This is a genomic window from Allobosea sp. GW822-FHT03F07 (assembly GCF_058801345.1).
Genome location: NZ_JBXAND010000005.1, coordinates 119,548 through 131,567, shown reverse-complemented (window position 1 = coordinate 131,567; position 12,020 = coordinate 119,548). Strand labels below are relative to the sequence as shown.

General features: G+C 62.8%; 10 protein-coding genes. 9 read left to right on the top strand and 1 reads right to left on the bottom strand.

Going from position 1 to position 12,020, the window contains the following annotated elements; translation table 11 throughout:
* Positions 1-12: 12 nt before the first annotated feature.
* Positions 13-831, bottom strand: a complete 819-nt coding sequence (locus AC1RMY_RS16285; protein WP_492866213.1) for a WecB/TagA/CpsF family glycosyltransferase — start codon at positions 829-831, stop codon at positions 13-15.
* 433 nt (positions 832-1,264) lie between these two features.
* Here AC1RMY_RS16285 and AC1RMY_RS16280 point away from each other — a divergent pair, with 433 nt between their 5' ends.
* The 9 genes from AC1RMY_RS16280 (at position 1,265) to rfbC (ending at position 12,012) form a co-directional block, all read left to right on the top strand.
* Entirely contained in the window at positions 1,265-2,650 is a 1,386-nt protein-coding gene (locus AC1RMY_RS16280; RefSeq protein WP_492866211.1) for an exopolysaccharide biosynthesis polyprenyl glycosylphosphotransferase, read from the top strand.
* Positions 2,651-2,668: 18 nt separating this feature from the next.
* Positions 2,669-4,015: a glycosyltransferase gene (locus tag AC1RMY_RS16275; protein ID WP_492866210.1), complete on the top strand. Its 1,347-nt coding sequence runs from the start codon at positions 2,669-2,671 to the stop codon at positions 4,013-4,015.
* A gap of 41 nt (positions 4,016-4,056) precedes the next feature.
* A complete protein-coding gene (locus tag AC1RMY_RS16270) occupies positions 4,057-5,070 on the top strand; it encodes a glycosyltransferase family 2 protein (protein WP_492866208.1) in 1,014 nt (337 codons plus the stop codon).
* Entirely contained in the window at positions 5,067-6,419 is a 1,353-nt protein-coding gene (locus tag AC1RMY_RS16265) for an O-antigen ligase family protein (protein WP_492866206.1), read from the top strand. The genes AC1RMY_RS16270 and AC1RMY_RS16265 overlap by 4 nt, the downstream gene beginning before the upstream one ends.
* A gap of 319 nt (positions 6,420-6,738) precedes the next feature.
* Positions 6,739-8,307, top strand: a complete 1,569-nt coding sequence (locus AC1RMY_RS16260) for a tyrosine-protein kinase domain-containing protein (protein ID WP_492866205.1) — start codon at positions 6,739-6,741, stop codon at positions 8,305-8,307.
* A gap of 50 nt (positions 8,308-8,357) precedes the next feature.
* The gene (locus tag AC1RMY_RS16255; protein WP_492866203.1) at positions 8,358-9,191 is read left to right on the top strand and encodes a sugar phosphate nucleotidyltransferase; all 834 of its coding nucleotides are present in this window, start codon (positions 8,358-8,360) and stop codon (positions 9,189-9,191) included.
* Between the two features lie 2 nt (positions 9,192-9,193).
* Positions 9,194-9,847, top strand: coding sequence for a PIG-L deacetylase family protein (locus AC1RMY_RS16250; protein ID WP_492866201.1), 654 nt, complete (start codon positions 9,194-9,196; stop codon positions 9,845-9,847).
* 19 nt (positions 9,848-9,866) lie between these two features.
* Positions 9,867-11,342 (top strand): lipopolysaccharide biosynthesis protein, encoded by a 1,476-nt coding sequence (locus AC1RMY_RS16245; RefSeq protein ID WP_492866199.1) that lies wholly within the window; start codon positions 9,867-9,869, stop codon positions 11,340-11,342.
* A gap of 100 nt (positions 11,343-11,442) precedes the next feature.
* Complete coding sequence (gene rfbC / locus AC1RMY_RS16240) at positions 11,443-12,012, top strand: dTDP-4-dehydrorhamnose 3,5-epimerase (RefSeq protein ID WP_492866198.1); 570 nt, start codon at positions 11,443-11,445, stop codon at positions 12,010-12,012.
* Positions 12,013-12,020: the final 8 nt, after the last annotated feature.

Below are 12,020 nucleotides of genomic sequence, written 5' to 3'. Positions count from 1 at the left end.
CTGTGCCCTCGTTCAGGATCGTGGAGCGTGATGTCGGCCAAGGGCGACCTGGGCGATCGCACTCCAGGAAATCAGGCCGAGAAACTGGGAGTTCGTGACCAGATAGCGCCTGAACAGCCGGCGCGGTTCCTGAGCGAGGCGATAGGCCCATTCGAGCCCGGCGCGCTGGACGACGGCGGGAGCTCGCTTTCGTCGCCCCGCAATGACGTCAAGGCTGCCGCCGACCCCGATCACGACCTGTGCGCCGAGATTCTCCCACTGCTCCTCGATGAAATGTTCCTGTCGCGGCACGCCCATCGCGACGAAGAGAAGCTTGGCCCCGCTGTCCGCTACGGCTCGTGCGCGTGCCCGCGCCTGGTCGGGCCCGAAATAGCCGTCGGCGCAGCCGCGGACATCGAGGCCGCGATGCCGGCTCTGCAGCGCAGCGACCGCCGCGCGCACCGTCTCGCTCTCGGCTCCGAGAAAATACACCCCGATGCCCTCCCGGCAGGCGCGGGCGCAGAGCTGATCGATCAGATCGATACCGGTGACGCGTTCCGGCAAGGGCTGCTGGCGCAGATGCGACGCCCAGACGAGCGGTTGACCGTCGGCGACGGTCCACCGCGATGCATCGACGAAGCGCTGCAGCCGCGGGTTGGACCGCATCATCATCAGGATCGCGACATTCACCGTCGACAGGACACCGCGCTCTCCTGCCCGGATGGCTCGAATGAGCTCTTCCACGGTCTGATCCGCCGAGAGCCTGTCGAAACGGCCGTTCAGGATCTGGATTTGGGCGGAGCGTGTTGCTTCAGGCAATTGAAGCAGAGCTGTATCTGCGTCTGATGGCATAGGAAATCCCCCAGGCAAAAGTCCTCGCGCCGACATGAAATGCCGGCCCGCGAAGACCGCGCGGCGAAAGGTCGCCGCGCTTCTGTCTGCACGCCGCCTGGAGAACTAACTGACGAAGTAATCGATTTGTTCGAGAGATATCGATTTCTGCTGTCGTCGAAAGAGACGCTCAGACTCTATGAATTAGATGAGAGGGCGGAATCTGCAGAAATGCTGCGATGCGGTATTCAAAAGCGCAACAGGTTGCGTTTTCAAGATGAAACGATCGCGCGCTTTCACGAAAATACGGCCGATCTGAACACGAAGAACTTGGACTTGCCAACTGCATTAAGCCTGTGCAGGTGTCGAACGGTTTGGCAAGATCATGTCAACGAATGCTATTCATCATCGGGTTCGACATCTCTCCGCAACTGTGCCGGATCATGGGACACAGGTGTTCTGGACCGTGGTGGTCGCCGCTCTTGAGATGATCGTGATCGTCGCTTGCGCCTATGGCGCATTTGTCACGTATTCGGCGATCGTCTACGGCGTGATCTTCTTTCGGATCGAATATGTCTTGGCGTCCGTCGCGACCGGCGCGCTGTATGTCGCCTTGTGCATCGCCGACAATCAGTACGATCTGCTCGGGCCGGAATGGAACGAGCATAGCCGTTCGCGCGGCAGCGCCGCGATCGCTCTTTCGTGCATCCTGCTGCTGACGCTCGGCTACGTGACCAACAACCTCGGCGGCTATTCCCGCGGCACGTTTCTCGCGCAGCTGGCCGCCACGCTGCTGGGGCAAATCGCCATCCGGGCCGTTTTGTGGCAGCTCATCGACCGTGTTCGCTCGCGCGGGCAGTGGCGCCGGGAGAGCATGGTCGTCTTGACCATGCCCGGTGCGCGGGGGGCCGCCGATGTCCTCGGGCGGCTGGGGACGCGGCACGGGCATATCCTGCGTTGGTATGACTTCCCGTCGGAGGCCGATAGGGCTGATGGGAGTGCCTCTTTGGAGGTACAACTTTCAGCCATCCGTCACGAATGCCGGGCGCTGCCGATCGATGCCGTGCTCGTTCTGTTCGGCTCGGACAACATGGAAGTCGTCTCGAAGACCGTGGAGGCATTGTCGGAACTCCCGGTCAGAATTCAGCTCCTGCCGGTTGAGCTGAGCGAACTCATGCGGAGCAGCCGCATCGGGAACTACGGTCATCTGCGGGTGCTCGAATTGTTTTGCGGGCCGTGCTCGCTGCGCGATCGTTTCCTGAAGCGGACCTTCGACCTCGTCGTCTCCGCATCGCTTCTGGCGAGCTTGTGGCCGCTGTTTCTCGTCGTTGCCGCCTTCATCAAGATCGACTCGCGCGGCCCGGTTTTCTTTCGGCAGACGCGCCTGGGTTTCAACAACGAGCCCATCCAGATCCTGAAATTCCGCAGCATGACGACCTTCGACGATGCGCGTGACGAATTTCGTCAAGCCGTCCGTAACGACCCGCGCGTAACCCGCCTCGGGCGGATCCTCCGGCGGACCAATATCGACGAACTACCCCAGTTGTTGAATGTCCTGAGGGGCGAGATGTCGCTCGTGGGGCCACGGCCCCATGCCGTTGCTCATAATCAGATGTTTGCCGACCAGATCCGCCGGATGTTCCGGCGGCACAACGTCAAACCGGGAATGACCGGCTGGGCCCAGGTCAACGGCCTTCGGGGCGAAACGGATACATTCGAGAAGATGCAGAAGCGGATCGAGCACGATCTCTATTACGTCGACAACTGGTCGTTCTTCTTCGACCTGAAGATCATGATCATGACCGTCATATCGAAGCGCGCCTATAGCGGCGCCTATTGAGCGAGAAGGGAAGCTTTTATGCGACTCTGCTATTTTGTGCCCGAATATCCTGCCGTTTCGCATACGTTTATTCGACGCGAGATCGTCGAGCTCGAGCGGAATGGATTTTCCGTGCTCCGTGTTTCGCTCCGGGGCAATGATCGCAAGCTGGTGGATCCGGAGGATATCAGCGAGAAGGCCCGCACGCGGTACATCCTCGACGGCAGCATTGCCAAGTTCGCCGCGGCCCTTGCCGGCGCCGTGGTGCAAAAGCCCAAGGCTCTGGCGAAAGCCACTCTCGCCGCGATCAGGATGATGCGGCGCTCGAGTCGCCCGGCGCCGATTCACCTTGTCTATCTTGCGGAAGCACTCGTCCTCGCGCGGTGGGTGACGGAGCAGAACATTCAGCACATCCATACGCATTTCGGAACAAATGGCGCGGAAGTCGCCATGCTGTGCCATATGCTGACCGGCGTCCCCTACAGCTTCACGGTGCACGGCCCGGACGAGTTCGACAGGCCGGAATATCTGGGCCTGTGCGCCAAGGTGAGGCATGCTGCGTTCGTCTGCGTCGTGAGTTCGTTCACCGGAAGCCAGCTCTGCCGCTGGGTCTCCCCGGAACAGTGGCCGAAAATCAAGCTGGTGCGGTGTGGGCTGGGCGCTGATTTCCTGAAAGCACAGCCATCCAGAATTCTTCCGAAATCTCAGCTCGTGACCATTGGTCGGTTCAACGAGCAGAAGGGGCAACTGGTCTTGTTCCAGGCCCTTGCCGTCCTCGCTCGCGAGGGCGTGCCGTTCAAGCTGACTGTTGTTGGCGACGGTCCGCTGCGGCCGCAACTGGAGCGAAGCATCCGGGAACTGGGGCTTGAACAGCAGGTCGAACTGGCAGGCTGGTTGAGCAATGAACAGGTGCGCGCCGCGATACTCGAGGCCAGGACATTGGTCCTCCCGAGTTTCGCCGAGGGGTTGCCCGTCGTCCTGATGGAGGCCCTGGCGGGCGGGCGTCCGGTCATCGCGACCTATGTCGCCGGCGTTCCGGAACTGATCACGGACCAGGTCTGTGGCTGGCTGGTTCCGGCCGGAAGCGTCGATCAACTCGCCGATGCCATCAGGCAATCCCTGGCTGCGCCCGACACTCTCATCCAGACCATGGGGGCGTCAGGGCGAAAACGTGTGCTGGAGCAGCATGACATCGTGCGGGAATGCCGGAAACTGGCCGCTTTGTTCAAAGCCGCGTCACATCAGGAGCCGGCATCCGTCGGTGGCGTCGAGCAGATCGAGGAGCCCGTTGGCGCCTACGAAGTGGCGTTTGCCGGTAGTCGTGGGAAGAGGCCGGGCGAGATGATCAGGCTTCGATCCGGGCATCCGGGCCGGTCGAAGCGATGAGCATGCGGGGCCCTGCCGCGAGATGGATGGGGAGCGCCTGAGTGGTTGATGTCACCGTCATCGTCCCGACGCATAACCGCCGGCAGATCCTGCCGCAGGCGGTCCATTCGATCCTGCGCCAGCACGGCGTCTCGATCGAACTCGTCGTGGTCAATGATGGCTCGACCGACGAGACGGGTCCCTGGCTTGATCGGCTTGCCGCGACCGATCCCAGGGTGAAGGTGGTGCATCACGTACAGCCGCGGTTCATATCGGGCGCGCGGAATGCCGGGATCGCCTGCGCCACAGGGCGCTGGGTCGCCTTCTGCGATGACGACGATCTCTGGGCGCCGGACAAGCTGGCCACGCAGCTTGCCGCCTTGCGCACCAGTTCGGCGCAATGGGGCTGTACCGGCGTCGCGGTCGTCGACGAAGACCTTCAGGTCGTCGGCCATTACCATGTCAAAGGCGGCGAAGTGCTGGCTGGCCTGCTGCAGAGCAACGGAATTCCGACCGGGTCGTCAGTGATTGTCGAGCGCGGGCTCGTCCAGGAGGTCGGTGGTTTCGATCTCGCGCTGCGCGGATCCGAGGATTGGGATCTCTGGATCAAGCTGGCCCGGCATTCGGCGCTCGCCGCAGTCGACCGGCCGCTGATCGCCTATCGGCTGGGCAGGCAATCCCTGTCCATGAACATCAACCCCATGCGTGCGGGCCGTCTGGTGATCGCCGGGCGCTACGCGGCGCTGGCGGCGGCGCATGGTGTCGAGTCGGACGAGGCGGGGCACGAGCGCTATCTCGCCAAGCAGCTTCTGCGGGCAGGCGCGCGTTGGCGGGCCGCCTCGATCTTCGGCGCGCTCGCCTTCAGGCACCATCGCTGGCGCGAACTGCCGCGCGTGGCCGCTGCACTGATCGCGCCGCAGATGACGGACCGGATCGGCCAGGCCCGCGCGTCCGCCGCGGTCCCTGCGGCCTGGCGCCAGGAGTCTGAGACCTGGCTGCGGCCGATCCGCGAGGCGAACCAGACCGATGTGCGGCGCAGCCGGGCCTGGACCGCTGCCAGGGAGCTGGAGGCATGACGTTGACGCCTCATTCCATCCATACGCTCCCGGGCGATGCGCTTCAGCGCGGCGCCGATCGCAACTGGCGGACGACCTCCGTGCGAGCGGCCAACACCGAGGCGATCTGGAATCTGCTGCGCGCCACCGTGTTCGGCGTCCTGCTGATCCGGGCTTCGTCCGACCCCATTTTCAACCTGCTTGGAGGTGGCGAGGGCTCCTCGATGGGCGTGGGTGCGCTTTTCAACCTGCTCGCCATCGCGCTCGCGTTGGCCTTTCTCGTGCAGGCGCCGTTGCGGGCGCCATTTCCGGTCATTGCGATCTGGGGGCCGTTTCTGCTGATCGCTTTCGGCTCGACGCTCTATGCGCCGGACTTCCGGGCCGCGGCGCGGCTTGCCTTCGTCATGTTGACCTATTGGGCCTTCTTCGCGATGCCGTTCTTCATCCTGCGTTCTTCGCCGGACCTTTCCCGGTTGGTCCTCGTCGTGATCGGATCGTCCATTCCGCCGACGCTTTATGCCTTTGTGGACATTGCGCGGGGGCTTTCCGATTGGGGCGAGTTCCGCCTGCAGAGCACGTTCTCCCATCCGAACATCTATGCGTTCTATCTCGTGCTGGTGCTCGGCCTGGCGCTTTACGTCCGAGCATCGCGCGCCATGCACGTGACGCCGCGACTTCACATGCTGGTGACGCTCTACATCCCGGTCCTGACCTTCTTTCTGCTGCTGACCAAGACGCGCAGCGCCTGGGGCGCATGCGGGCTCATGTTCCTGATCTATGCGCTCAAGATCGACCGCCGGTTCCTGGCCGGCCTGCTGCTCGTGCCGGTGCTGTTCATTGCCAATCCAAGCCTGGTGGAGCGCTTGACGGACGTAACGGCGGCTACGGAAGTCGACAGCTTCTCGCAGCTCAACGAAAGCACGCGGCTGAACTCCTATGTCTGGCGGCAGGCCCTGTGGGAGTCCGCCATTCCACAGGTGCTGGAGCGACCCTTGCTGGGCCATGGCCTCGAGTCGTTCAAGCCGTCGACCTCGAGCTTCTTTCCGCTGATCGGCCCCCAGGGCATCGATGGTCACAACTTCTATCTGCAGACCAGCTTCGAGATGGGGCTCCTCGGCGCTCTCGCGCTCGCCTGGTTGCTCGGTTGGCTCGCCTATCGCTTCGCGAGCGGGCTGCGGCGTGATCCGCCCGGGCTCCTGGTCATCCTGTGCATCCTGATGACCTATGTGCTCGAATCCTATTCGGACAACATGCACTTCTACTTGTCTTTCAACTGGTACTTCTGGTTCGTCATGGGCACGATCTATGCGTGGATCCGTCTGGACGAGACCCAGCCCGTGCGCGGTGAAAGAGGTCGCGGGACAGCGTAGCGGCGAATTGAAATTTCCTCGCCAGATCCACCCCGGAGCTATGGCGCATCGACGGTAGAGGGCTGCCGATCCTCACATCACCGGCGAGGCGGTGCTCGCTCGGATTCTCCCGTCCACCGTCGGTGATTTCGAAGCCGGCTTTCCGCATGTGCCGCAGGAACGGGGACGGTTCACCCGGCGTTTGCTCTGTGAATACCACTCACTGCTGGCGGAGCGCGCCGGGTGGAGGAGAAGCCCCCGGCCACGTGCCCCTCCTCATTCGCAAATCCGTCAAGTCGAACCGGGCGCCGGAGACGGGGCCCATTTTTGATCGAGAGACATGCTGGACACGATAAACCATCTGCAGGTTGCCCCCAGCGAGAGGTTCGATGGCCGGATCAATGTGCGGCCGCAGCCCTCTTTCGGCCTGGGAAGCCTCCGCAATCGCAAATGGCTCCTGGCTCTTGGCACCATGGTCTGTCTGGCAATCGCCGCGCTCTATGTCGTCCGGCGTCCGACGATATACACCGCGTCCAGCCAGTTGCTGATATACATCAAGCAGATCCTGTCGGGGCCCGATCAGGCGATCCTGCAGGGGCGGGCCGACGTTTCGATGGTCCAGAACCAGATCGAACTCCTTCGCTCCGGCAACGTGCTGGCCAAGGTCGTCGAAGCCCTGCAACTGACCCAGGATCCTGAATTCAACGACAGTCTCAGATCTCCGTCCGGGCCGAAGACGGACGATCCGGCACAGCCTGCCACTGACGCAAAGGCGGCGAGTTCCGCGTACCGCGCTGCGCTGGGGACGCTGACCAGCAAGCTCAGCATTCGCCAGGTCGGAACGAGCCACATAGTCACGGTGAGTTTCAAGGCTTCGAACCCTGAAAAGGCCGCCCGGGTCGTCAACAGCGTGATCCGAACCTATCTGCAGGAGCGCGGGCGTGCATCCGACGCAGCTTCGTCCAAGGCGCCCACGCTGCGCGAGATTCATCAAAGTCTTGGTCCGAGCGCCCAGATCGTTTCGGAAGCCGAACCGCCGATCAAGGCCGATGGACCGCCGGCGGCATTGATCCTTCTTGCTGCGGCCTTGTTCGGCCTGAGCGCCGCTGCTGCGGTCGCCATTCTGCTCGACGTGTTCAACGACACGATCCGCAGCGCGCACCAGATGGAATATGTCCTTGGTGTGGAGTGCCTGGGCGTCGTGCCGCGCTTCCGTGGCCTTGGCGCCGCGGGCGAGGATACCGCCGCACGGCGTCTGCTCGCATCGAAGAGTCCGGTGTTGCGACGCGTTGCAGCCATGATCCAGGACGGCGCGTCCGGCGGACCGCGGACGATCGGCGTGACGTCGGTCTTGCCGGGCGAGGGGGCAACGACGCTCGCCATCGGCCTGGCGTTGGCGGCGACGGCATCGGGAAAGCGGGCCCTGCTGATCGATGCCGTGCCGGAAGATCCTTCAATCTCGCGCTGGGTCGCGGGCATGTCTTGCGTCCGGCACCCGCTGGGGGCCCATCCGGATTCGGACGCCTTCGATGACATCGTCGAGGTGCAGGACGGGTTGCATGTCCTGCCGCTTGCCGAGCCGTCGGCGGACGGGGCGCGCCTGATGCGCCGCGGTTGGGTGGACGAGATTCTGAATGCCGCGGAGACGTCCTACGACCTGGTGGTCGTCGACCTGCCATCGCTCGCGGCAGGCCCCCAGGTGCGCGCCGCCGCTCAATCGCTGGATGGCGTCCTGCTCGTCGTGAAATGGGGTGTGACCAAATCCGAGCTCGTCCAGCAGGCTTTCCAATCCACGGGCCAGGCCCGGCATAAATTTGTCGGCACGGTGCTCAACCGGGCCGATGAAGCGACGATGAAGCGTTATGGATATGACAGCTCTGCGGAGACGAAGGTTCGGACAGCATCCTGAGGCAAACCGATCTCGGCCATGGGCCGCGGCATCTACGGAAGGAGAGTATCATGAAGGTCGTACTCTTTTGCGGCGGCCAGGGAATGCGGCTGCGGGGCTATGTGGATGACGTCCCGAAGCCGATGGTCCCGATCGGCTCGCGCCCCATTCTGTGGCACCTGATGAAGTACTATGCCCATTTCGGTCACAGGGAATTCATCCTCTGCCTCGGCCACAAGGGCGGCGCCATCAAGGACTACTTTTTGAAGTACGACGAGTCGATCTCGAACGATTTCGTGTGGTCCCAGGGTGGGCGGAAGATCGACTTCGTCAGTCGTGACAGCGACGACTGGACGATCACCTTCGTCGAAACCGGGATGCATGCGACGATCGGCGAGCGCCTCAAGGCGGTCGAGCCCTATCTGCAGGGCGAGGAGTATTTCCTCGCCAATTACGGCGACGGTCTCAGCGACCTGCATCTGCCGACGATGATCGGCGAGTTGCAGCAGAGCGACGCGGTCGGCTCGCTGCTCCTGGTGCAGCCGACGGCGAGTTTCGACATCGTCAGGACGACGCCCGAGGGCAAGATCGCCGAAGTCGAACCGCTGAGCCAGACCGACATCTGGATCAATGGCGGCTTCTTCGTTTTCCGGAACGAGATCTTCGACTACATCAATCCCGGCGACGAACTGGTGCGCGAACCCTTCGCCCGGCTGATCCGGCAACAGGCCCTGCTGGCGCACAAGTGCACGGGCTTCTGGCAGTGCATGGACACGTTTAAGGACAAGCAGCGTCTCGAGGAGCTGAACGATACCAACCCACCATGGAAGGTCTGGAAGGACTGTCCGGCCATCCCGCATCATGCGATGGCGAAGGTGGCTCCCACGATGACGCAGGTGGCCTAGCCATGCTCCGCCTCAAACCGGATGGCGATCGCCGGTCGCCGCTGCAGATCCTGTGTCTGGGATGCCATTCCGACGACATCGAAATCGGCTGCGGCGGAACCGTGCTGCAGATCGCGGCAGACCACCCCGACGCCGTGTTTCACTGGGTGGTCTTCAGCGCGAAAGGCGTGCGCATATCGGAAGCGCAAAGCGGGGCGCAGCAGTTCGTCGCCCCGACGCGCATGAAGCGGGTCATCGTGAAGGACTTTCAGGATGGCTACATGCCTTTCGCCGGAGCCGACATCAAGAACGTGTTCGAAGAACTCAAGCGCGAGATTTCGCCGGACATCATCTTCACGCATAATCGTCACGATTCCCATCAGGACCACCGGCTGATCGCCGAGCTGACCTGGAACACGTTCCGCAGCCACCTGATCCTGGAGTACGAGATCCCGAAATATGACGGCGATCTCGGGCAGCCCAGCGTCTTCAATGCGCTCTCGGACGACATCTGCGAGAAGAAGGTCGATCTGATCCTCGACACCTTCAAGTCGCAAGGCAACAAGCCATGGTTCGATCGTTCGACCTTCATGGCGCTGATGCGGTTGCGCGGCATGGAATGCAACGCACCCAGCGGATATGCCGAGGCATTCTATGCCCGCAAGCTGATGCTCTGAACCGGCAATCGAGACAGACATGCATGACTTGAAGCGCAGAACCGTTCGCGCCGGCATCATCAATGTCGGGGCGCGCGCGTTTGGCCTTCTGGTCCGGATCGCGTCTGTCATGGTCATGGCTCGACTTCTGACGCCCGAAGACTACGGGCTCGTCGCGATGGTGACGGCCTTCACCGGCGTGCTGAACATGTTCGGCTGCTTCGGTCTGTTCCAGGCCGCCATCCAGCGTGACGAGCTGAGTGAAGCAGAATCGTCGTCGCTGTTCTGGCTGAACGTGACGTTCGGCGCGTTGCTCACGCTGACGGCCATACTCGCCGGGCCCATGGTCAGCGCCTTCTATGGCGAGCCGCGTCTGCTCGCGATCATGGAGGTGATGGCCTTCACCTTCATCATCACGGCCGCGGGCGTTCAGCACGGCGTGCTGCTTCAGCGGCGAATGTCGTTCGGAACCTTGGCGAAGATCGAGATCGTGGCGCTGCTGATCGCGACGGCCGTGTCCATCGGTATGGCCATGAATGGCTATGACTACTGGTCTATCGCGTCGATGACCATCACGCTGCCGCTGGCCAATACCATCGGCCTATGGCTGTCCACTGGCTGGATCCCAGGGCGGCCGCGGATCGCTACCGGGCTGTTGTCCATGCTGCAGTTCGGGGGCGGGACGACGCTGACCGGCTTCCTGTCCTACATCACCGTCAACATCGACAAGCTTCTGCTCGGTCGCTTCTGGGGCACGGAAGCGACAGGCCTGTACAGCCGGAGCTTCTACCTGATCAATTTCCCGACGGAGAATCTCAACAACACCATCGGCGAGATTGCGTTTGCCGCCTTGTCTCGGACGAAGAACGAGCCCGAACGCTTCCGGCGCTACTTCCTCAAAGCCTATGCGCTGGTGGTGACGCTCACCCTGCCGCTGACGGTCGTATGCGCGCTTTTCGCCGACGACCTGATCCTCGTGGTCCTGGGGCCGAAATGGGTGAGTGCCGTCGAGATCTTCAGGATTCTCGCGCCGACAATCCTGGTGTTTGCGATTTCCACTCCGTTCGGTTGGCTGCTGAGTGCGCTCGGCCTGGTCAAGCGCAGCGTGTATATCGGGTTGTTCGCCGCCTCTCTGATGATCACGGGTATCCTGATCGGGCTTCCTTACGGGCCGCGCGGCGTTGCGATCGCCTATTCGAGCGTGATGGCGATCAAGGTGATCCCGGTGGCGGTTCTGGCGCTACGCGGTACAGGGGTTCGACTTCGCGAGGTCTTGGCGGCGCTGGCGAGCCCGCTGGCCGCGAGCGTGGTCGCAGCGGCGATCGCATTCGGGGTGCATGCCCTGACTGCGTCGGCGCTGTCGCCGCTGCTGCGGCTGGCACTGGATGTCGGTTCGTTCGGCGCCGCCTATGTCGGGGCCCTGCTGCTCATCGCGGGCGAGAAGGCGCTGTATCTCGATCTCCTTCGTACCGCGAGAACGGCGCATACGACTGACGCTGTCGCGAAATCGGCCTGACCGACAAAGCAAACCCACGACATGACGCAGGTTATGCGCCGGAACAGGGCAATGCGCTCGGCATTATCTATGTGAAGGCCATGATTTCCGGAGGTCGCGGATGTACTTCGCGAAGACCAGCATTGAAGGCGCGATAATCATCGACCCGGTTCAGCATGCCGATACGCGCGGGCGTTTCATGCGAGCCTGGTGCCTCAAGGAATTCGCCGATCAGGGCATTGCGTTCGAGCCTGTCCAGGCCAATCTCGGCTTCAGCACGAAGCGCGGCACGGTCCGGGGCATGCACTTCCAGGTGGCGCCGGCCAGCGAGGCCAAGCTGGTGCGCTGCACGCGCGGAGCGATGTTCGACGTGGTGCTGGATCTGCGGCCGGAATCGCCGAGCTACGGCATGTGGCAAGGCGTCGAGCTGAGCGGCGACAACGGCCGCATGCTCTACCTCCCCGAGGGGTGTGCGCACGGGTACCAGACGCTCGAGACGGATACGGAGATGCACTACATGACCTCGGCTTTCTACACGCCGTCGGCGGTCAGGGGCGTGCGCTTCGACGATCCGGCATTCGGCATCGTGTGGCCTTTGGCCGTGACCGAAATCTCCGAGCAGGATCGCAACTGGCCGCCGAGCACGCCTGTGCCCAGCCCTGTCGCCTCAGATCCATGTTTGACCGCGTGACTGCTTTT

What these genes read in the sequence shown, in the direction of transcription:
- AC1RMY_RS16250 (WP_492866201.1), top strand. Translation starts at nt 9,194, where the DNA reads ATGCTCCGCCTCAAACCGGATGGCGATCGCCGGTCGCCGCTGCAGATC.
- AC1RMY_RS16260 (WP_492866205.1), top strand. Translation starts at nt 6,739, where the DNA reads ATGCTGGACACGATAAACCATCTGCAGGTTGCCCCCAGCGAGAGGTTC.
- AC1RMY_RS16275 (WP_492866210.1), top strand. Translation starts at nt 2,669, where the DNA reads ATGCGACTCTGCTATTTTGTGCCCGAATATCCTGCCGTTTCGCATACG.
- AC1RMY_RS16255 (WP_492866203.1), top strand. Translation starts at nt 8,358, where the DNA reads ATGAAGGTCGTACTCTTTTGCGGCGGCCAGGGAATGCGGCTGCGGGGC.
- AC1RMY_RS16285 (WP_492866213.1), bottom strand. Translation starts at nt 831, where the DNA reads ATGCCATCAGACGCAGATACAGCTCTGCTTCAATTGCCTGAAGCAACA.
- AC1RMY_RS16245 (WP_492866199.1), top strand. Translation starts at nt 9,867, where the DNA reads ATGCATGACTTGAAGCGCAGAACCGTTCGCGCCGGCATCATCAATGTC.
- AC1RMY_RS16265 (WP_492866206.1), top strand. Translation starts at nt 5,067, where the DNA reads ATGACGTTGACGCCTCATTCCATCCATACGCTCCCGGGCGATGCGCTT.
- rfbC (WP_492866198.1), top strand. Translation starts at nt 11,443, where the DNA reads ATGTACTTCGCGAAGACCAGCATTGAAGGCGCGATAATCATCGACCCG.